Source organism: Methanococcus maripaludis, assembly GCF_002945325.1.
GTDB classification, from domain to species: Archaea; AGJL01; Methanococci; order Methanococcales; family Methanococcaceae; genus Methanococcus; species Methanococcus maripaludis.
Genome location: NZ_CP026606.1, coordinates 1,483,725 through 1,504,185, shown reverse-complemented (window position 1 = coordinate 1,504,185; position 20,461 = coordinate 1,483,725). Strand labels below are relative to the sequence as shown.

The window sequence follows — 20,461 nt, the reverse complement described above, 5'->3', positions numbered from 1 at the left end:
TAATAACAACAACCTCGTCATTTAGTTTTTTAATATGGTGAATTTAAATGAAAATACTAAAAAACCTTACTTTACCGATTATTGGAATTTTAGCATGGGAAGCTCTTGCAATTTATTTAAATAATCCAGTAATCCTTCCAAAAGTTGAAAGTGTAATTTCAATCCTTTTAAATCCAGGAGTTGGAATCCTTGGAACAGGAAATTTAATTGAAAACACTATTGTAAGCATTAAAAGGGTTTTAATTGGATTTTTTATTGCTGGTGCTTTTGCAATACCATTAGGACTTCTCATGGGCTACTATTCACTTATAAATGATTTATTTGATACAACAGTGGAACTTTTGAGGCCCATCCCCCCTCTTGCATGGGTTCCACTTGCTCTTGCATGGTTTGGAATAGGCGAGTCCTCAATGCACTTTATTATACTCATTGGTGCATTTTTCCCAATTTTGATAAATACAATTTCAGGAGTTAAAAGCGTACCTGTAATTATGATTGAAGCTGCAAAAACTCTTGGAGGCTCCACAAAAGATATTTTAAAAAGTGTAGTAGTTCCTGCATCATCCCCTGACATTTTAACAGGCCTTAGAGTTGGAGCAGGGATTGCATGGATGTGTGTTGTTGCAGCTGAAATGCTTCCCGGAAGTGATGCTGGACTTGGATACCTGATAATGTATGCATATTCTTTAAGCAAAATGAACATTGTTGTAGCTTCGATGATAATTATAGGAATAATTGGAATAATTTTAGACAAAGGATTAAGATATATTGAAAAGAAATATTTCTGCTGGAAAAAAATGATGAAATAGATTATAACTCGAATATAATAACTTAAAACCGGAAAAGATAATATGTCAGTTTTAGAACTTAAAAATCTTATCAAAAAATTTGGAAATGGTAAAAAAGACCTCGTTGCAGTTGATAATGTAGATTTATCAGTAAATCACAACGAATTTGTGTCAATCGTTGGCCCAAGCGGTTGCGGAAAATCCACAATTTTAAGAATGATCGCAGGACTTGAAACTCCAAGCTCTGGAGGAATTTATTTAGATGAAAAGGAAGTTTTGGGCCCTGATGCAGATAGGGGAATGGTATTTCAACAGTACACCCTTTTACCCTGGAAAACAGTTTTACAAAACGTTACTTTTGGACTTGAAATTAAAAAGATCCCGAAAGAACAAAGAATTGAAATTGCCAAAAAATTTATAAAAATGGTTGGACTTGAAGAATTTTGTGATTCATACCCCTATGAATTAAGTGGTGGAATGCAACAAAGAGTTGCAATTGCAAGAACTCTTGCAAATAACCCAAAAATTGTATTAATGGATGAACCATTTGGAGCCCTCGATACACAGACAAGAGCAGTTTTACAAGACCACCTCTTAAAAATATGGCAGACTGAAAAAAAGACAGTCGTTTTTGTAACACACAGCGTTGATGAAGCAGTTTATTTGTCAGACCGTGTTGTTGTCATGACTGCAAGACCTGGAAAAATAAAAAGCATTATTGATATAGATTTAGACAGGCCAAGAAAAAGAACCAGCCCGGAGTTCACAAAATACAAAAAAATGATAATTGATGAATTAAAATCAGAAGTTTTAAAGTCTTACGTCTAATTATCACATATTAACCTCTAAATTTATATATTTTTAAAACATATTCTTTTTTAATGAACTATTATTCAAATTATATGAAATTTAATTCATCAAAGGGGATACTATGCTGAGGGGAAAAGATGCAACCCTTGCTGCAATAATAAATATTATTCTTGACGAAGAGCCAGAAACTCAAGACGATATTGCAGACAGATTAGGCGTGAGCAGACGGTATGTTGCAAAATTGCTAAAACCACTTGTTGATGGGGGTGCAATAATGCACCCTTATGTTGTAAATCTTGAAAAATTGAAAGAATTTGAAGAATATATCGAAACTGACCGGTATTTTAAAGAAATTTACGAAACTTTCGATAGAATGGGAACTAACGTTATTCAAAATATAGATAAGGTGTTTGATTCTTTAAAAACGCATGACTTAGATATTGCTAAAAGTATTATACTTGAAGACTACGCATTAAACAGGATGGAAGATGAAGTAAACCTTGTAATTAAAATGAAAGCTTCAAAATACATGGATATGAACAGTTTAATGCAGGTATCAAATATTGCTGCAAATATTGAAAGATGCGGGGATTACCTGTCAAATATTGCAGAAGAAGTCGTAAATGGACTTTTGGTTGACCCTGCAATAAAAAAGGAAGTTTTTGAAATAAAAGAGATAATTTCAAAAATGTTTGCTCATGCAATGAATATGGTCAAAAGTAAAACGATTGAAACAGAAATTTACGAGTTAGAAGGTAACCTCCATAAAAAACTGGATACGATGATGGAAAAAATTGCAGAACATCCTGATGAAAATTTGAAAGATATTAACCAGTTTATACAATTTGGAATGTTTTTAAAAGATGTTGAAAGGTTTGGAGATAGATGCCTCAAAATATTTGAACTGGGACGTGAATTCCACCACAATATTCCAAAAAATGTTACAACTCCAGAATACGTTAGAAATTTAAAATAATTACTTTATAAAAATCTTTTTTGATAGAGCTTTTTTTAACGAGATATTAATTAAAGGATGAGTTATATATCTTATTTTATCGACATATTTAAATAATATTACTGCTTATGATGAAAAAACAACTTATGGTGAAACCATGGAATTCTTGGGGAACGAAATGATTACCGTTGACGGCGGAAACTTAAAAATTGACGGGCACGATGCAAGCAAACTTGCCAGTACTTACGGAACGCCACTCTACGTTATGAGTGAAACCCAAACAGTTAAAAACTTTACAAGATACGTGGAATCATTTAAAGAATACTCTGAAAAAACCGGAAAAGAATTCATAATCTCATTTGCATACAAAGCAAACACGAACCTTGCTGTAACAAGACTCCTCTCGAAACTTGGATGCGGTGCAGACATTGTGAGTGCAGGGGAATTGTACATTGCAAAACTTTCAGACGTTCCTTCCGAAAAAATTGTATTTAACGGAAACTGTAAATTAAAAGAAGAAATTAAAATGGGAATTGAAGCTGAAATAAGAGCATTTAACGTTGACAGCATCAGCGAACTCGTTTTAATTAATGAAACTGCAAAAGAAATGGGAAAAATTGCAAATGTTGCATTTAGAGTAAATCCAAACGTTGATGCAAAAACACACCCTAAAATTTCAACAGGAATGAAAAAGAACAAATTCGGGCTCGACATTGAAAGTGGAATTGCACTTGAAACTATTAAAATGGCAGAAAAAATGGAAAACGTGAAAATTGTTGGAATTCACTGCCACATTGGTTCACAATTAACGTACATCAGCCCATTCGTTGAAGAAGCAAGGAAAATCATGGATTTCGTAGTTTTACTTAAAAACGAAGGAATTAAAATAAGAGATGTAAACTTAGGTGGAGGCCTTGGAATTCCATATGATAAAAATACAAAAATTCCTGTTCAAAAAGACCTCTCAAAAGCAATTCTCGATGTAATTTATGAATATGAAGGAAAAATCGAACTTCCAAACCTTATTTTAGAACCTGGAAGAAGTTTAGTTGCAACCGCAGGAGTTTTACTTGGAACTGTCGAACACGTTAAAGAAACACCTGTTGCAAAATGGGTGATGATTGATGCTGGAATGAACGACATGATGAGACCTGCAATCTATGAAGCATACCACGAAATTACACCTTGTACAATAAGGGCTGAAAAAGAAGTCGTAAGCGTTGCAGGAGGACTTTGTGAGAGTTCTGACGTATTTGGAAAAGATAGAGAACTTCCAAAAATGGAAGTAAAAGATACTGTTGCAATTTTGGATGTTGGAGCATACGGAATCAGTATGGCAAACAACTACAATTCGAGAGGAAAACCTGCAATGATTCTTACAAGTGAAAAAGAAGTTTCATTAATCAGAGCAAGAGAAACCCTTGCGGATTTGATTTCAAAAGATATCGTTCCAAACCATCTTTTGTAAATTAAATTATTTTTAAACTTTTTTAAAAAAATAATAGAAATGCCTGAAAAATAAAATAAACTAGCCAACGATACATAATATCGTACAAAAAACCGTAGATAATAATAAAAGAGATATTATTTTATATTCTGCCTTTAAGTCGTATCTTAACATTATATCCACCCAAAGAGGATATTTATTTTTAAAAGTATTTACTGATTTCGAAATGAAATCGTGCTAAAAAATTAAAAAAATGATTCCTATTTTAAAATATTAATTGTTGTAATTCCAAAGGCCGATTCTGCCCGATTTTGCTGTTTTTTCAGTATCTAAAAAATCATTCTTTAATTCAAAATTGCTTGTATATACTCTTGCAAATCCATATTCTATCAGATTTTCATTGAAATTTTCATTTTCTAAATAAATATATGCAAGATATCTTCCGTATTTGTCCTGTTTTTCACTTTTTTTATCAAAAACTACATAAACTGATTTGTTTTCGAGCGTATCTCTTGTATAGTTTGTTGCCAAATGCCCCCAGTAATCCAGATATTCAATATCTGAAATTGGAGTTTCATAATCAAGATAATATTCTGAAACACTATTTTTTTGATAAGTTTCTGGAGTATCAACCCCTAAAAGCCTGATATTATAATCAACTCCGTTTGAATCAACGTGGACCGTGTCTCCATCAACTACTCGAGTAACTGTTCCAAATAAATGTTCGTGAGAATCTATGAAATCTTTTGAATCATAATTCTGATTATTGCTTGAAATACAACCTGAAAAAATTAAAAATAAAATTGGGGCTAAAAAACATGTTTTTTTCATAATAAACCCTCAAAAATCCAGTTCTTTTGAATAATTTTTTATATCGATCAAAGGAGTTTCTGAAAATGCATCAATTTCTTCAATATATATTTTATTTCCGAGAATTTTTTCAATATTTACCGTGTAAAGTGCGATAGGGTTTGGCCTCATTGGGGATCTCGTAGAAAAAACCCCCCGTATTGGGTTTTTGATATTTCCCCGTGGATGAACCTTTAAAATACTTCTTTTACTTTCATTATCGGACCGATCAAACCATAAAAAAACCAAGATCTTTGAATTTTCAGTTAATCCATCAATTCCATCTAAAAATTCATCGTAAATTTCTAAATATGAATTTTCCTCCTCTTTTTTAAACATTCCAATTTCAAAAATTTTGTATTCATTTCTCAAAATTTCACCCCTAATCAGATTTTCCAAGTACATTCCCTTTCATATCAATTATAATACATGAAAAATTAATTCCTTCCCACCTTAAAGAAAGTCTTTCAACTACCCTTTTTGAAACTTTATCAAAAACTTCTGTTAAAATACCTTTTTCAGTCAAAATTTCAACTATATCTTCAGTTGTATTTGAATAAAGTATTTTTTGAAACAATTCTACGTCTTGCGATACTAATGAAGTATAAGCACAAATTATCTCGTTTCTTGCATCCGCAACCCTTGAATGGGTGTCAAAAATTCCTCCTGCAAGCTTTACAATTTTTCCAGCGTGCCCGAAGACAGTTATATCTTTAACACCTTTTTCTTCTGCTTTATCAAGCATGTAATCCCAAAAATTTGAAACTTCGATAATTTGGTCTTCTTTCGCATCTAATAAAATTTTAGCATGCTTTGTTCCAATATTTCCTGGAACAAATATCAAATTTTTAAAATTATTTGCTAAAGCTACATCAATTTGGGGTGCAAGGGACTCTTTGTAAGCATCATTTGACATCGGACGAACGATTCCAGTGGTTCCGAGAATTGAAATTCCGCCAATTATCCCAAGTTTTGGATTCAGTGTTTTTTTAGCAATTTCATCCCCATTTGGAACTGAAATTTTTACAGTTACACATTCGTCATTTTTTAAAAGTGATTGTAAATTATTTTCAATCATTTCTCTTGGTTTTGGGTTTATTGCAGGTTCCCCAGGTTTTACCTGTAAACCTGATTTTGTAACAATTCCAACACCAATTCCCCCGATAATTTTTATATTGCTTGGTTTTGGAGAGTTGTTATCAAACTTTTCAAGAGTAACATCTATTTTAATATCCATTCCATTTGTAATATCGATGTCTTCCCCTGAAAACTTCTCAACGGTTGAAATTGCAGTATTTCCCAACTTTTCAATGTTTTTAATTGGAATAATTAAAGAATCGCCTTTTAAATTTAAAATTTCAACAAAATTCAACTTTTCATTATTTTTTAAAAAATAGAGTGCAGAAAATGCCCCTGCTGCCGCACATGCACCAGTAGTGTATCCAAACGTCTTTTCGAATCTAAAATCAATCTTGCCCATACAAATCACAAAATAATAATCATAAAATACAAATGTAAGTTAATATTCTAAAATTTTTGCATTGCTGAGTTTTTCAAAGCCATTGTTTTTTACAAGATAAAGGTCTTCAATTCTAACCCCAAATTCATCCATATAAATTCCAGGTTCAATCGTAACAACCATTCCTTCTTTTAATATAACGTCTTCTTTTATTTTTGAAGAAATTGCAGGGTTTTCGTGAATTTCAACGCCAACTCCGTGTCCTAAAGAATGTATGAAATAATCTTTAAATTCGCCCATATGTTCTCTTGCAATTAAATCGAGTTCTTTTACAGAAATTCCGGCTTTTAAATTTTTTTCTGCTTCTTTTTTCGCAGAATTTACGATATTATAAATTTCAGAATAATTTTTGATATTTTCATTTAAAATTACTGTTCTTGTAATATCTGAACAGTAGCCTTCATAAAGTGCTCCGATATCCATTAAAAGTATGTTTTTTACTACATCGTTTGAAGGCATTCCATGTGGAAGCCTCGTCTTTTTGTCAGATATTGCTATTGTGTCAAACGAAGGTCTAATACTTCCATTTTTCTTCATAAAATATTCGATTTCAGCTGCAACTTGGTTTTCCGTTAAATTATCATTTTCAAGTGCCAAATTAGTAGCATATTCAATTGCATCGTCGCTTATTTTTGCAGCTTTTTTAATATTTTCAATTTCTGTTTTCGTTTTAATTTCACGCATTTCCTCGATTTTTTTAGAAATTAACTTGTAATCTTTAACAAATTTTAAAAAACGTATTGGAATGGAGTCTTCAATTCCATTACAGTCTTTTAACGTACTTTCAAAATTTTCATAAAGTTCAATATCAAGATTTTTATTTTTGTATCCTTTTGCCATTTCAAAATCAAGTTTTGATACCTGTAAAGTTGCAGTATCTTTTCTAGTATCAAAAATAAGCATTGAAAAATTTGGAGGATACTTTTCTAAAAAATAGTTTATATTCTCTTTTTTTGTAATAACTGCCTTTTTTATGTCGTTTTCTTTTAAATATTCTAAAAATTCTTGAAACTTATCCATAAAAACCCGCTCTTTTTAGATTAACTAATTAAATAATATACTAAAAAAATTTTATAAAATAATTAAATTACTTCAATATTGCTTCCAATTGATTTCATTTTATCTACAAAATCGGGAAATGATATTTTAACTGAATCTTCGCCTTCGATTATTGTATCCCCATCAGCAAGCATCCCTGCAATTGTAAATGCCATTACGAGTCTATGGTCATGATAGGTTTTAAGCTTTGCACCGTTTAATTTGTGAACACCCGTAATTGTAAGCCCATCTTTTTTCTCTTCAATTCTTGCACCCATTTTTGAAAGTTCAGTGGTGCATGCTGCAAGCCTATCGCATTCTTTGAGTCTTACATGTTCCCCATTGTAAACTACGGTTTTTCCTTTTGCAAAACATCCTAAAACTGCAATGGTGGGAACTAAATCTGGAATATCTGTTACATCAATTTCTATTCCGTTCAATTCATAAGGGCCTGTAATTTTAACATTGTCTTCGTTTATTTCTACATCTGCACCCATTTTCTTAACTATTTCAATAATTTCCCGATCTCCTTGCTTTGAATCTTTGAATACATTTTTAATTACAATATCCGAATTTAATAAAACTCCTGCCGCAACAAGGTATGATGCAGAAGAATAATCTCCTTCAATTGTATAATCACAAGGCAAATATTTCTGATTTCCTTTGATTTTATATCCTGATTTATTTTTTTCTTCGATTTTCTCGATTTTTACCCCGAATTTATCTAAAACATCTATTGTAATGTTTAAATACGGTTCAGACTTTAATGGGGTGGTTAATATAATTTCAGAATCGTCTTCACTAAATGGTAGTGTCATCATGAGCGACGTTATAAACTGTGAACTCATATCGCCCCTTATTTCAACAACATTACTGCTAATTTTTCCAGATTTTACAACAATTGGAGCTGTTCCATTATTTTTTGTTGAAAAACATATCAGTCCAAGCTGTTTTAATGCATCCAAAAGTGGCTGCATTGGCCGTTTCCTGATTGAATCATCGCCAGTAAGTACAGTATATCCATTTGAAATTTGAGAAGAAATTCCAGTTAATATCCGTAAAGTAGTTCCGCTGTTTCCAATATCGACAATATTATCAGGTGTTTTTAATTCTGAACCCCTAACTATCCATTTTTCATTTCCCAATTCAATTTCAGCACCAAACATTTCACATGCATGCGCAGAAGATAAACAATCTGCACCATTTAACGGATTTTTTAAATTAGATAATCCGTTTGCAAGTGATGCACAGATAACTGCCCTGTGCGTATAAGATTTTGATGGAGGAGCGCTTAAAATTCCTTTTATGTGGGGGGTTTTTTTCACTACCAGCATTAAATCACCGAATATAATATTAATATTGAATTAAATACTTTATATGATTAGCAATACCTGAATTATGGCTAATAGATATTAATAAATATTGATTTAGATACATTTACGTACCGCAAAATATATATATTGAAAAAGCGGAAAGCTATTTCCTATATAGTAATGATTTCGGAGGCATGAATATGAATGCTGTTGAACAGGCTATGGAATACATTAAAACGAACAACGTTAAATTCATAAGATTCCAGTTTGTAGACATTCACGGGGAGCCAAAAAACATCGCTTACCCTGTAAAAGCAGGTGCTGCTGGTGAGGAAGAATTATACGACGTATTAGAAAAAGGAGTATACTTCGATGGTTCATCAATTGAAGGATTTGTTTCAATTGAAAGTTCCGACATGATGTTAAAACCAGACTTAAAAACACTCTCAGTACTCCCATGGAGACCAACTGAAAAATCCGTCGCAAGAGTTATCTGTGATGTATACACTACAAACGGAAAACCATTCGAAGGAGATCCAAGAGGATGCTTAAAAAGAGTTTTAGCTAAGTTCGATGAAGAACTCGGTGGAGAATTCTTCGTAGGTCCTGAACCAGAATTTTTCATCTTAAAAGAAGATGCATGCGGTTCATGGGTTCCAGCAGACGATGCAGGATACTTCGACTTAGAACCTCTTGATGGTGGATGCGATATCAGAAGAAAAATCGTATTCGCTCTTGAAAACTTAGGTTTCCACGTAGAAGCAAGCCACCACGAAGTTGCAGAAGGTCAGCACGAAGTTGACTTTAAATTCGCAGACGCAGTAAAAACTGCAGATAGCGTTGTAACTTTCAAAACTACAATCAAAACACTCGCTGCAAAAGACGGTTTAAAAGCTACATTCATGCCAAAACCATTCTTCGGAATCAACGGAAGCGGTATGCACTGCCACCAGAGTATCTGGTTAAACGGTGAACCATCATTCTACGATGAAAGCGCACAATACCAATTAAGTGAAACCTGTATGAGCTATGTTGCAGGTATTTTAGACCATGCAAAATCAATTGTTGCTGTTACAAACCCAACAGTAAACTCATACAAAAGATTAGTTCCAGGATACGAAGCACCTGTAAACATTGCATGGGCAAATTCAAACAGAAGTGCAATTGTTAGAGTTCCAGCTCCAAGAGGAAAAGGAACAAGAATCGAATTCAGAGCACCTGACCCAGCATGCAACCCATACTTAGCATTCACAGTAATGCTTGCAGCAGGTTTAGATGGTGTAAAAAGAAAATTAAGTGCAATAGAACCTGTTGAAAAGAACATCTTTGCAATGAGTGAAGCTCAGAAAAAAGCTGAAGGAATCGAATCAGTTCCTGCAAACTTAAAAGCTGCGCTTGACGAGTTAGAAAACAACTCAGTATTAAAAGATGCCTTAGGAAAACACATCTTTGAAAACTTCATTGAAATTAAAAACGCTGAATGGGATTCATTCAGAACCGCAGTTACAGACTGGGAAACAAAACAATACTTAAAAATCTAATTACCTTTTTTTAAATATTTTTATTGTAATGTTTACCCCAAATTCTGTCGATTCTAATCGCTGTTGCTTTTTGCCAAAAACTATAAAAGTAATAAGTTAGTAATAGAACAAAGACGGGAATTTAGGAAAATTTTTGGAAAAATAAATTTTTAGAGCTTTTTCGCGAACGATTTGAAACAAGGTATATTGAAACAAAAACGAGGTAATATCATGGCTTTTAAAGTTGTTGTATCAGATTCTAAAACAGGAAAATCATACCAATTCGAAACAGAATCCAATGCACTTATCGGTAAAAAAATCGGTGATGAAATCAGCGGTTCAATTGTTGAATTAGAAGGCTACAAATTAAAAATCACAGGCGGATCCGACAGATGTGGATTTGCAATGAGACACGACATTCACGGCGCTATGAAAATGAGAGTACTCTTAAAAGAAGGACCAGGATACAACGTTAAAGAAAAAGGTCTTAGAAGAAGAAAAAGCTTAAGAGGAAACACAATCTCAAAAGATATTACATTAATCAACACAAAAGTTGTGGAATACGGTTCAGCACCTCTCGGTGGAGAACCTGAAAGTACCGAATAAATTAACTCTTTTTTTCTCTTTTAATTGGTCAGGCTTTTTTAAAGATTATATATCTATATAAAGTATTAGCCATAAAGTGATTATAGTTTTAACGTCATTTTTATATGGATTTTCAAGTATTCTTGTAATTTAAAAAACTAAAAAATTGTGCGAGGGATAAAATGGCAGCATCCAACCAATCAGAAGTTAATATCGGAATGGTAGGTCACGTAGACCACGGAAAAACGAGTTTAACAAGGAAATTAACAGGAGTATGGACTGACACACACAGTGAAGAGCTTAAAAGAGGAATTTCAATAAGACTCGGGTATGCAGACTGTGAAATAAAAAAATGCGAAACATGCGATGAACCAGAATGCTATACTGTCGGTAAAAAATGCGACTCTTGTGGTGGCAAATTACAGACACTTAGAAAAATATCATTTGTTGATGCTCCAGGACACGAAACACTGATGGCTACCATGCTTTCAGGAGCTTCACTTATGGATGGTGCAATTTTAGTTATTGCCGCAAGCGAAGAATGTCCGCAACCTCAAACAAAAGAGCACTTGATGGCACTTGATGCACTTGGTGTTGAAAAGATAATTATAGTTCAAAATAAAATCGACCTCGTATCTGAAGAAGCTGCGGTTGAAAACTACAACCAAATTAAAGAATTTACAAAAGGAACAGTTGCAGAAAATGCTCCAATCATCCCTGTTTCAGCACACCACGGTGCAAATTTAGATGTGCTTTTAAAAGCAATTCAGGACTTTATCCCTACCCCTGAAAGAGACGAAACAGTAAATCCAAAATTATATGTTGCAAGAAGTTTTGACGTAAATAAACCGGGTTCTGAAATAAAAGACTTAAAAGGTGGCGTTATCGGGGGAAGTATCATCCAAGGTGCCTTAAAAGTTGGGGACGAACTTGAAATAAAACCTGGTATCAAAGTAACCGAAGGAAACAAAACTCACTGGGTTCCAATAATAACTAAAATTATATCATTGGGTGTTGGCAGTAAAAAATTGAAAACCGCATACCCTGGTGGGCTAATTGGTGTTGGAACTGAACTTGATCCAAACTTGACAAAATCTGATGCACTAAGCGGTAGTTTAGCAGGAATTCCTGGAACACTTCCTGAAACATTAGAAAAGATGGAAATAGAACCACAACTTCTTGAAAGAGTCGTCGGATCCCAAGATGAACTCGTGATCGAACCATTAAAAACAAACGAAGTTTTGATGTTAAATGTAGGAACCTCAACAACAGTTGGAGTAACAGTTTCTGCAAGACCCGATAGAGCAGAAATTAAATTAAAATTACCAGTATGTGCTGATAAGGGCGACAGAGTTGCAATAAGCAGAAAAATCGGATCAAGATGGAGATTGATCGGATACGGAATAATATTATAACTTTTTTATTATTTTTTTAACATTCAGGTGTATTTTATGGACTATTCAAAACTCCTCTCTAAAAAGGAGGAAATATGTTCTAAAATAAAAAATATCGATTTTAACTTTGATTATAAAAGTTACTGGAATAATTGCGATTTTAATAACCATTCTAACGCAGTTTTTGCAGGAGGGGATGGAAGTTTCAATAAAATCGATTATATAAATTACTGCCTCTACATTTCAGGTGCTGTTTCATATATTCAAAAAACCGGCGGAAAAGTAGAAAAATCGGTTTCTTCGTGGGATTCGAATATAATTTTACCCTACAGGTACGTTCAGAGCAGATTAAGTCTTTACATGCTCAATATGGAATTAAAGATTGCATTGTGGAATTTAAAAAATGAAGATATTGACTACTATCTCTACGATGGCTCACTATATTCCCTGTTAATTCAAACAAACAACAAGATTTCAATTAACGGGGAAAGTTTAGAAAATAGTATTTTCAAATATTATGAACTTTATGGAGAAGAATTAAAAAATAAGATTTTTGAAGAAATCGACTCTAAAAACATTAACTCGAGCGTTGAAATTTCAAATAATTCAAAATTTAGTGAAGAGGAAAAAATTATACTCGAACAGCTTGAATATTTAATATTATTATCTGAAATTTTAAAATATCGTGAAAAAATTGTAGGTGTTGCAAAAACTTCAAAAATGAATATTTATTTCAAAGATGCACTCATTCCCGACCTTGCAATATTTTCAAGATGCAAAAATTCAGGATATTCAAAACCACTCGATCTCGTTGACGAAAAAATAAATAAAAATTTCTACAAAAACGTTGAATACTTTAAAAAATTTGGAATTGACCTTAAAAAATTGAACTACCAATTTTTAAAACTTGATAACAATAATGGAACGCTTTGTATCACATCTTTTGAAGAATTAGACGAAGATTTCTTTTCAAATATTCAAAAAATATCTGTTTCAGGCTATCCTTACATTTTGAAAAAGTCTCACGAAAATGTAAAAATTGAGAAAAAAGAGATTGAAAAGTTTGCAAAACTCCTTGGAATCTACGAAAAAACGGACAGAGACTCAAATTTAGAATATTAATCTATTTTAAAACTATTTTTTCAAATTTAAATAACTGATTTTTGGATTTTCATTTTTGACCACTTCGACATATATCGAATGATATTTTATTTTAAATCGAAATATTTATATAAGAATTAGCTCACATATACTGCCATGGAGAAAATAGCGATACATATCATGGGAGAAATTGTATTGTCCGAAGATATCGGTAAAGCCATGAAAAAATGGAGAGAAATGTTTGGCATACCGCAGATAGAAACTGCAAGGTACCTAGATGTCTCCCCATCTGTAATCAGTGATTACGAAGTTGGCAGAAGAAAAAATCCAGGAGTAAATATCGTCAAAAAATATGTATATGCACTCTTAGAAATTGACAAAGAAAGAGGCGGGCATACCATAAAAGCATTGAGCAAGGTGTTGAACCCTACCTCGATGAAGGCGATTTTACAGATTAAAGAATACCAAAACCCAATTGGAGTCAAAGAATTACTTTCCACAATCGAAGGAAAAGTAATCTGTGGCGAAAACAATCTAAGTAACCAGCTATTTGGCCATACTGTTGTAGACAGTGTTAAAGCTATTTTAGAAATGAACGGTCAAGATTTTTTAAATCTATACGGTTGGACAACCGAAAGGGCATTGATTTTTACCGAAGTTTCTGGTGGACGAAGTCCTATGGTTGCAATTCGTGTAAGCAACATCAAACCAAGAGTCGTGATCTTTAACGGAGTTTCCGAACTTGACAAGCTCGCGGTTAAACTTGCTGAACTTGAGGGAATATCTCTTATAGTAACCGAACTAAGTACCGATGAGCTTTTAAAACGATTAAAAGAAATGAAATAATTTTTTTTGTTTATATTGTTATGAATTTAACAATTGTTCATTAACAAAAAAATGGTGAGCAAATGAAAGAAGTAGGTATTGTAGGATATGGAAGTGACCTTCCAAAATACAGAATAAAAGCTGAAGATATCGCTGGTGCTTGGGGTAAAGATGCTCAAGCAATCAAAAGAGGTCTTGTTGTAAACGAAAAAAGCGTTCCAGGACCTGACGAAGACACTGCAACAATTGCAGTACAGTCTGCAAGAAGAGCATTATCAAGAGCAGGAATTAATCCACAAGATATTGGTGCTGTTTACGTAGGAAGTGAAAGCCACCCTTACGCAGTAAAACCAACATCTGGAATTGTTGCTGAAGCATGTGGTGTATCACCAGATTTTACAGCTGCAGATTTAGAATTTGCATGTAAAGCAGGAACTGCAGGAATCCAGATGTGTATGGGTTTAGTTGGAAGCGAAATGATGGAATATGCTATGGCAGTTGGTGCAGATACTGCTCAAGGCGCTCCAGGGGATGCCCTTGAATACACTGCAGCAGCTGGCGGTGCAGCATTCATTATCGGTGCAAAAAAAGAAGAATTTATCGCTAAATTTAACGGAACTTACTCTTACACCACAGATACTCCCGATTTCTGGAGAAGAGAACATGAACACTACCCAAAACACGGTGGTAGATTTACAGGTGAACCTGCATACTTTAAACACGTTTTAAACGGTGCAAAAGGTATGATGGAAAAAATGGGTACAACATCAAAAAATTACGATTACTGTGTATTCCACCAGCCTAATGGAAAATTCTACCTAACTGCGGCTAAAAAATTAGGATTTACGGAAGAACAGTACAAATATGGACTTTTAACACCATATTTAGGAAACACATACTCAGGAGCCGTTCCACTTGGACTTTCGAACATTTTAGACCATGCAAAAGCAGACGACAGAATATTCGTTGTTTCATACGGTAGTGGTGCAGGAAGTGACGCATTTGACATTACTGTAACTGACAGGATTTCAGAAGTAGTTGACAAAGAAATAACAACTGAAAAACTTTTAGAACAGAAAAAATACGTTGATTATGCAGTTTACTTGAAATACAGAGGAAAAATTAGAATGTAACTTCATCAGGTGGATAAAATGAAGGATGTAGCAATTATAGGATACGGACAGACTAAATTTGGTGAACTCTGGGAAGAATCATTCAGAAGTTTAATTGTGGAAGCAGGAGTTAAAGCAATTAGTGATGCAAACGTTGACGGAGACGACATTGATGCGATGTACGTCGGTACCATGAGTGGAGGTCTTTTCGTAGGACAGGAACACTCTGCATCATTAATTGCAGACTATGCAGGATTAAACCCCGTTCCATGTACCAGAGTTGAAGCTGCATGTGCTTCTGGAAGTTTAGCATTAAGAAGTGCATGTTTATCTATTGCAAGTGGTGCACACGATGTTGTTTTAGTAGGTGGTGTTGAAAAAATGACTGATGTTGCAGACGCAACTTCAGCAATCGCAACAGCATCAGACCAGGAATGGGAAGCTTTCGTTGGTGCAACATTCCCATCACTCTATGCAATGATGGCAAAAAGATACATGCATGAATACGGGCTAACCATTGAACAGCTTTCAAGCTGGAGTGCTATTGCTCACGAAAATGCAGTTCATAACAAATACGCACAGTTCAGATCAAAAGTAACAATTGATCAGGTTATGAGAGCTTCGCCAGTTGCAGACCCATTAACATTATTGCACTGCTCACCGGTTTCAGATGGTGCCTCAGCACTTATCATCTGTGATGCCGAAAAAGCAACAGAATATGCTCCAAAAGATGAAATCATTTACATAAAAGCATCTACTCAGGCATCAGACACTATTGCACTGCACGACAGAAAAGATATGACTACATTGAATGCTGCAAAAGTTGCATCAGACAAAGCATACAAAATTGCAGGAATTGATGCTAAAAAAGTTGACGTTGCAGAAGTTCACGATTGTTTTGCAATTAATGGATTGGTATTAACTGAAGACCTCGGATTCTGTAAAAAAGGAGATGCGGGAAAAGTTGTAGAATCTGGAAAAACTAGAATCGACGACGAAAGCTTCGTTACAGTAAACCCAAGTGGTGGATTAAAAGCTGCTGGCCACGCATTAGGTGCTACAGGTATCAGACAGGTCGGTGAACTTTACTGGCAGTTAAAACAGGATAAAGAATGTAAAGATAGACAGGCTGCAATTAAAAACGGATACGCTATTGCAGCAAATGTCGGTGGAACAGGCGGTACAGTTTGTACTCACGTTTTATCAAACAAAAGATAATTAATAATTTAAGCTAAAAAATGATTTCCGGTGAGATTATGGTAGTAAGAACCTGGAGAAGCATGCAAGAAAGGTACAACCTTATTGGATCAAAATGTAAAACATGTGGAACCGTTTACTTCCCTGCAAGAAGTGTCTGCCCAGAATGCAGAAGAAAAGGAGAATTGGAAGATTACAAATTAAACGGTAAAGGTAAAGTGTACACCTACTCCGTAGTATACGCTGCACCTAAAGACTTTGAAAAACAGTCCCCTTACGTAATTGGTATCGTGGAACTTGAAGAAGGTACAAAAATCACATCCCAAATCGACTGTGAACCAGAAGAAGTTAAAATAGGAATGCCTGTAGAAGCAACATTTAGAAAAATAAGAGAAGATGGATGCGATGGCGTAATCAGCTACGGATACAAATTTGTTCCAACTGAATAATAAATAAATACATTTTTTATTTTTTTTTAATTAAAATTAGCAAGTTCTAATTACCATTAAATTTTGATATTTCATATTTTAATGAATCAAAATCAATGTATATTTCGCGATGAACATCGGAATATTTGTATGGTACGAATAATTCATCTAGTTTTTTACATTTGTCAACTGCTTCGTCTTCAGTTACACTAAATGCGTAATATGGAGTCATATTTTCTAGATCAAAAACAGTTGATACTCTTTTAAACATTTCTTTGACAGTTTTGGAAATATCTACAGTTATTGAACCGTTTTCAATTGATACATTGAACCCAAGTTCTTTTAATTCTTTGTATGCATAATTTTCCCCACCATCTATCATTTTAAAACGAATTATACCGCTTTCACGACCGCTTGTAATTATCGGATTAAAATTTCGAGATATAAATTCAATTACTGACGTTTGAAAGTTCATTGATTCAATTAATTCATCCATTCGCTCTTTTTTTAATAATGCAATTATTCTTCCAATATACTGATCCTTAAAAATTGCAACTTTTGAGATGTTTTTTACATCTTTAGTTTTTATGCCATCTTTTTCGAGTAATTTTTTAAAATATTTAGAATATGACATATTCTCAAACTCGATTTCGTAAATGTCTTCATCCATCCTGCTTTTATAAACTCCTCTCAGTTCATAACGAATGTAATATTCAAGTTCGGATCTAGCTTTTTCATCGATCATAAGTCACCCTCCCCAAAAATAGAGATATTAAAAAATATGTGAGAACCAATATTAAAAATCTTTAAAAAAAGTATTAAAAATTTAAATTGAGATTTAGGTTATTCTATAATTTTTGAAAAATCCAAACTTTCTTCAATTATTTTAGATAATTTATCCATATTTTCATTGAAAAGTTCAGCATAAGTGTCGTCTTCAATTTTTGATAGATTTTTTTTGCTTCTTGCAAGATTTACGAGGTAATTTCTAAATTCAAAATTTTCAAGTATCCCGTGAAAGTAAGTTCCAAAAATATACGAATCTCCAATCATCTTAAAGGAGCCGTCATATGAATCCCCACAATTTCCAAAACCTTTTGAAAGAGATATTAACGGAGTTTCATTTGAAACTGAATATCCTTCATGCAATTCATAGCCCGACACATTAAAATTTTGATTAAAGATAGATATTTTTCCAGTTGAATTTTTTATTGCCTTTTTATTTCCAAAAGTCGTTTCCATATCAAATAATCCCAAGCCCGAAATTGTTCCAACATCGCCTTCTGAAAAATCTTCATCAAATAGCATTTTTCCTAACGCTTGGTATCCTCCGCAGATTCCAAGGACGATTCCACCATTTTCCACAAATTCTAAAATTTTTTTATCCATTCCATACTTTTTCATCAAATCCATTTCAACGGTAGAACATCTTGTTCCAGGCAATATCAGGATATCCCCAGTTATATTTTCATTAAAATCAATGTATTTCATTAAACAGTCGCTTGAAAATGGATCAACATCTGTAAAATTTGCAATCTTTGAAAATTTAACTACATTTACTTCAATTGGGCTTTTTAAATTTCCAAATACTCGTTTACCCTCCAATGCCTGGCTGTCTTCTTCAGGAAGTACTAAAGTTTCATCGTAAGGTATTGTTCCAATAACAGGAATGTTTGTAAGTTCCTCAATTTTTTCAAATCCATCTTTTAAAACATCAATATTTCCCCTAAATTTATTAATTACAAATCCTTTTAATAGCTTTTTCCAATTTTCAGGCAATAATTGGACTGTTCCATAAATTGATGCAAAAACACCGCCCCTATCAATGTCTGACACAAGTATTGCATCAGCTCCAGCAATTTCTGCAACTTTTAAGTTTGCAATGTCATCTTTTAATAAATTTATTTCACAACAGCTTCCAGCACCTTCAATTACAACATAATCATAATTTTCATCTAAATAATCAATGCTTTCTTTTATTTTAATCAAAAATTCGTCTTTTTTAGACCGGTATTCATTGTAATCCCTATCTTCGTAAGGAGTTCCATGAACGATCACTTGGGATACAAAATTTCCCTTTGGCTTTAATAAAATCGGGTTAAAATGAACAGATGGCTCAGCTCTTGCAGCCATTGCCTGAGTATACTGTGCTACTGCAATTTCCCCATCTTCGACACTAACTCTCGAATTTAAACTCATGTTCTGTGATTTAAATGGCGCTACCTTGTAACCTTTGTTTGAGAGCATCCTGCAGATTCCAGACACCAAAACGGTTTTCCCACTGTTTGAAGAGGTTCCTACGACCATGATAAATTTAGCCATTTTACACACCGAGAAATTTTTTAATTTGTAAATTTTCTTTAGCGAAACTATAGAAAAACAAGACATTTAATATTTGCGATAAATTTAAAACATTATTAAAAAAATAAAATTAAAAAATAAGAGTTATTCAACTATTTCGGACATTATCTTTAGGAATCTTTCGTTTTCTTCAAATGTTCCAATTGAAACTCTAAAATAATATGGTTCAAGCCCTTCAAAAGAATAGCAGTCCCTTACAATTACTCCTTTTTTCAAAAGTGCTTCACAAAACTCGCTCGAATTCATACCGTTTTTAACTTTTACGAGCATGTAGTTTGCCTCAGTTGGATAAACTTCAAGTTGTTTGAATTTTTTCAAACCATTGTAAATTTCTTCCCTACTTTCGATTCCTTCTTTTAAGCATTTTTCAAAGAATTCCTTGTCCAAAAGTGCAGTTATTGCAGAGACTTGCGATGCTCTTGTTAAACTAAAGATTGGTTTTATTCTCATCATGTAGTCAACAACTTTTTTACTTGTAACACCGTATCCGACTCTCTGTCCTGCAAGCCCGAATACTTTTGAAAATGTTCTCAAAACAAGTACATTGTCATATTTTAAAGCCCAACTGGTTAAATCATATTCTTCCTTTGAATATTCGATATATGCGTGGTCAATCATTACAAGTGCGTCTGTACTTTCAACGATTTTTTTAATATCTTCTTTTGGAATTACGTTTCCAGTAGGGTTATTTGGAGTACATAAAAATATTGCTTTCGTTTTTTCAGTTATATTGTTCAAAACGCTTTCTAAATCAAGTTTAAATCCATTTTCTTCGTCAAATTTTGCCCATTTTATGTTTGCACCGTGAATTTTTGCAGAAATTGCGTACTGCGTAAATGTTGGAATTGGAATGATTACTTCATCGCCTTCATCGATTAATATCCTCATGATGTTATCGATTACTTCATCAGCCCCGTCTCCTCCAACAATAATATTTTCAACAGGCATTTTTGTGAATTTACTTATCTCATCCATTAATTCAGGGTTTATAGGTTGAGGATACTGGTGGAGATTTGAAACTTCATTTATTAATTTTTCTCCAATTTTTGGTGAACAGCCCCATGGGTTTTCATTTGATCCCAATTTAATGATTTTTTCTGGATTTATTCCGTAATTTCGTGCAATTTCTTCTTTTGATTTTCCAGGAACGTATGCTTTAAATTCCTTAACTATTAATCTTACTTTATCATCAATCGACATAAAAACACCTTAAATAAAA

At 33.4% G+C, this 20,461-nt stretch carries 20 protein-coding genes and 1 pseudogene; 13 read left to right on the top strand and 8 right to left on the bottom strand.

All coding sequences use genetic code 11. The annotated features are described in order from the left end of the window. The first annotated feature begins 47 nt into the window (after positions 1-47). The 4 genes from MMJJ_RS08185 (at position 48) to lysA (ending at position 4,021) form a co-directional block, all read left to right on the top strand. Positions 48-809 carry an ABC transporter permease gene (locus MMJJ_RS08185; protein WP_104838395.1) on the top strand — a complete coding sequence of 254 codons (762 nt, stop codon included), beginning with the start codon at positions 48-50 and terminating at the stop codon, positions 807-809. Positions 810-851: 42 nt separating this feature from the next. Beyond that, positions 852-1,616 carry an ABC transporter ATP-binding protein gene (locus MMJJ_RS08180; protein ID WP_011171142.1) on the top strand — a complete coding sequence of 255 codons (765 nt, stop codon included), beginning with the start codon at positions 852-854 and terminating at the stop codon, positions 1,614-1,616. 103 nt (positions 1,617-1,719) lie between these two features. Further along, positions 1,720-2,574 (top strand): phosphate signaling complex PhoU family protein, encoded by an 855-nt coding sequence (locus tag MMJJ_RS08175; protein ID WP_104838394.1) that lies wholly within the window; start codon positions 1,720-1,722, stop codon positions 2,572-2,574. Positions 2,575-2,710: 136 nt separating this feature from the next. After that, complete coding sequence (gene lysA, locus MMJJ_RS08170) at positions 2,711-4,021, top strand: diaminopimelate decarboxylase (RefSeq protein ID WP_104838393.1); 1,311 nt, start codon at positions 2,711-2,713, stop codon at positions 4,019-4,021. A 252-nt stretch (positions 4,022-4,273) separates the two neighbouring features. Here lysA and ecnA read toward each other — a convergent pair whose 3' ends face one another. The 5 genes from ecnA to aroA all read right to left on the bottom strand — a co-directional run bounded on the left by ecnA (position 4,274) and on the right by aroA (position 8,740). After that, positions 4,274-4,831, bottom strand: a complete 558-nt coding sequence (gene ecnA / locus MMJJ_RS08165) for a calcium-activated nuclease EcnA (protein ID WP_104838392.1) — start codon at positions 4,829-4,831, stop codon at positions 4,274-4,276. Between the two features lie 9 nt (positions 4,832-4,840). Next, complete coding sequence (gene tsaA, locus MMJJ_RS08160) at positions 4,841-5,224, bottom strand: tRNA (N6-threonylcarbamoyladenosine(37)-N6)-methyltransferase TrmO (RefSeq protein WP_244901573.1); 384 nt, start codon at positions 5,222-5,224, stop codon at positions 4,841-4,843. A 7-nt stretch (positions 5,225-5,231) separates the two neighbouring features. After that, positions 5,232-6,329, bottom strand: coding sequence for a cobalt-precorrin-5B (C(1))-methyltransferase CbiD (gene cbiD, locus MMJJ_RS08155; protein WP_104838390.1), 1,098 nt, complete (start codon positions 6,327-6,329; stop codon positions 5,232-5,234). A gap of 39 nt (positions 6,330-6,368) precedes the next feature. Continuing rightward, the gene (locus MMJJ_RS08150) at positions 6,369-7,388 is read right to left on the bottom strand and encodes a M24 family metallopeptidase (protein WP_104838389.1); all 1,020 of its coding nucleotides are present in this window, start codon (positions 7,386-7,388) and stop codon (positions 6,369-6,371) included. 62 nt (positions 7,389-7,450) lie between these two features. After that, positions 7,451-8,740 carry a 3-phosphoshikimate 1-carboxyvinyltransferase gene (gene aroA, locus MMJJ_RS08145; protein ID WP_104838388.1) on the bottom strand — a complete coding sequence of 430 codons (1,290 nt, stop codon included), beginning with the start codon at positions 8,738-8,740 and terminating at the stop codon, positions 7,451-7,453. A gap of 179 nt (positions 8,741-8,919) precedes the next feature. Here aroA and glnA point away from each other — a divergent pair, with 179 nt between their 5' ends. The 9 genes and pseudogenes from glnA to MMJJ_RS08105 all read left to right on the top strand — a co-directional run bounded on the left by glnA (position 8,920) and on the right by MMJJ_RS08105 (position 16,902). Further along, positions 8,920-10,260, top strand: a complete 1,341-nt coding sequence (gene glnA, locus MMJJ_RS08140; RefSeq protein WP_104838387.1) for a type I glutamate--ammonia ligase — start codon at positions 8,920-8,922, stop codon at positions 10,258-10,260. 210 nt (positions 10,261-10,470) lie between these two features. Then, a complete protein-coding gene (locus MMJJ_RS08135; RefSeq protein ID WP_011171151.1) occupies positions 10,471-10,845 on the top strand; it encodes a 30S ribosomal protein S6e in 375 nt (124 codons plus the stop codon). A gap of 161 nt (positions 10,846-11,006) precedes the next feature. Next, positions 11,007-12,239: a translation initiation factor IF-2 subunit gamma gene (eif2g, locus tag MMJJ_RS08130; protein WP_104838386.1), complete on the top strand. Its 1,233-nt coding sequence runs from the start codon at positions 11,007-11,009 to the stop codon at positions 12,237-12,239. Positions 12,240-12,275: 36 nt separating this feature from the next. Next, a complete protein-coding gene (locus MMJJ_RS08125) occupies positions 12,276-13,340 on the top strand; it encodes a DNA double-strand break repair nuclease NurA (RefSeq protein WP_104838385.1) in 1,065 nt (354 codons plus the stop codon). A 135-nt stretch (positions 13,341-13,475) separates the two neighbouring features. Continuing rightward, complete coding sequence (locus MMJJ_RS08120; protein ID WP_011171154.1) at positions 13,476-14,165, top strand: helix-turn-helix domain-containing protein; 690 nt, start codon at positions 13,476-13,478, stop codon at positions 14,163-14,165. Positions 14,166-14,227: 62 nt separating this feature from the next. Further along, a complete protein-coding gene (locus MMJJ_RS08115) occupies positions 14,228-15,277 on the top strand; it encodes a hydroxymethylglutaryl-CoA synthase (RefSeq protein ID WP_104838384.1) in 1,050 nt (349 codons plus the stop codon). An 18-nt stretch (positions 15,278-15,295) separates the two neighbouring features. Then, positions 15,296-16,411 (top strand): annotated as a pseudogene (locus tag MMJJ_RS08110) (thiolase domain-containing protein); the annotation flags it as partial. Next, the gene (locus MMJJ_RS09545) at positions 16,402-16,491 is read left to right on the top strand and encodes an Rdx family protein (protein WP_394340095.1); all 90 of its coding nucleotides are present in this window, start codon (positions 16,402-16,404) and stop codon (positions 16,489-16,491) included. The pseudogene MMJJ_RS08110 and the gene MMJJ_RS09545, both read left to right, overlap by 10 nt. Positions 16,492-16,512: 21 nt before the next feature. Further along, positions 16,513-16,902 (top strand): Zn-ribbon domain-containing OB-fold protein, encoded by a 390-nt coding sequence (locus MMJJ_RS08105; protein ID WP_104838383.1) that lies wholly within the window; start codon positions 16,513-16,515, stop codon positions 16,900-16,902. 46 nt (positions 16,903-16,948) lie between these two features. Here MMJJ_RS08105 and MMJJ_RS08100 read toward each other — a convergent pair whose 3' ends face one another. The 3 genes from MMJJ_RS08100 to hisC all read right to left on the bottom strand — a co-directional run bounded on the left by MMJJ_RS08100 (position 16,949) and on the right by hisC (position 20,442). Continuing rightward, the gene (locus MMJJ_RS08100; RefSeq protein WP_104838382.1) at positions 16,949-17,626 is read right to left on the bottom strand and encodes a hypothetical protein; all 678 of its coding nucleotides are present in this window, start codon (positions 17,624-17,626) and stop codon (positions 16,949-16,951) included. Positions 17,627-17,724: 98 nt separating this feature from the next. After that, positions 17,725-19,203: a cobyric acid synthase CobQ gene (gene cobQ / locus MMJJ_RS08095; protein ID WP_104838381.1), complete on the bottom strand. Its 1,479-nt coding sequence runs from the start codon at positions 19,201-19,203 to the stop codon at positions 17,725-17,727. Positions 19,204-19,326: 123 nt separating this feature from the next. Next, on the bottom strand, positions 19,327-20,442 hold the full coding sequence (gene hisC / locus MMJJ_RS08090; RefSeq protein ID WP_104838380.1) for a histidinol-phosphate transaminase: 1,116 nt from the start codon (positions 20,440-20,442) through the stop codon (positions 19,327-19,329). Positions 20,443-20,461 lie beyond the last annotated feature (19 nt).

Bases quoted from the DNA above. Each gene is read 5' to 3' on its own strand.
- glnA (WP_104838387.1), top strand. From the start codon at position 8,920: ATGAATGCTGTTGAACAGGCTATGGAATACATTAAAACGAACAACGTT.
- MMJJ_RS08180 (WP_011171142.1), top strand. From the start codon at position 852: ATGTCAGTTTTAGAACTTAAAAATCTTATCAAAAAATTTGGAAATGGT.
- cobQ (WP_104838381.1), bottom strand. From the start codon at position 19,203: ATGGCTAAATTTATCATGGTCGTAGGAACCTCTTCAAACAGTGGGAAA.
- MMJJ_RS08185 (WP_104838395.1), top strand. From the start codon at position 48: ATGAAAATACTAAAAAACCTTACTTTACCGATTATTGGAATTTTAGCA.
- cbiD (WP_104838390.1), bottom strand. From the start codon at position 6,329: ATGGGCAAGATTGATTTTAGATTCGAAAAGACGTTTGGATACACTACT.
- aroA (WP_104838388.1), bottom strand. From the start codon at position 8,740: ATGCTGGTAGTGAAAAAAACCCCCCACATAAAAGGAATTTTAAGCGCT.
- MMJJ_RS08100 (WP_104838382.1), bottom strand. From the start codon at position 17,626: ATGATCGATGAAAAAGCTAGATCCGAACTTGAATATTACATTCGTTAT.
- lysA (WP_104838393.1), top strand. From the start codon at position 2,711: ATGGAATTCTTGGGGAACGAAATGATTACCGTTGACGGCGGAAACTTA.
- hisC (WP_104838380.1), bottom strand. From the start codon at position 20,442: ATGTCGATTGATGATAAAGTAAGATTAATAGTTAAGGAATTTAAAGCA.
- MMJJ_RS08175 (WP_104838394.1), top strand. From the start codon at position 1,720: ATGCTGAGGGGAAAAGATGCAACCCTTGCTGCAATAATAAATATTATT.
- MMJJ_RS08115 (WP_104838384.1), top strand. From the start codon at position 14,228: ATGAAAGAAGTAGGTATTGTAGGATATGGAAGTGACCTTCCAAAATAC.
- MMJJ_RS08105 (WP_104838383.1), top strand. From the start codon at position 16,513: ATGGTAGTAAGAACCTGGAGAAGCATGCAAGAAAGGTACAACCTTATT.
- eif2g (WP_104838386.1), top strand. From the start codon at position 11,007: ATGGCAGCATCCAACCAATCAGAAGTTAATATCGGAATGGTAGGTCAC.
- MMJJ_RS08125 (WP_104838385.1), top strand. From the start codon at position 12,276: ATGGACTATTCAAAACTCCTCTCTAAAAAGGAGGAAATATGTTCTAAA.
- ecnA (WP_104838392.1), bottom strand. From the start codon at position 4,831: ATGAAAAAAACATGTTTTTTAGCCCCAATTTTATTTTTAATTTTTTCA.
- MMJJ_RS08120 (WP_011171154.1), top strand. From the start codon at position 13,476: ATGGAGAAAATAGCGATACATATCATGGGAGAAATTGTATTGTCCGAA.
- MMJJ_RS08135 (WP_011171151.1), top strand. From the start codon at position 10,471: ATGGCTTTTAAAGTTGTTGTATCAGATTCTAAAACAGGAAAATCATAC.
- MMJJ_RS08150 (WP_104838389.1), bottom strand. From the start codon at position 7,388: ATGGATAAGTTTCAAGAATTTTTAGAATATTTAAAAGAAAACGACATA.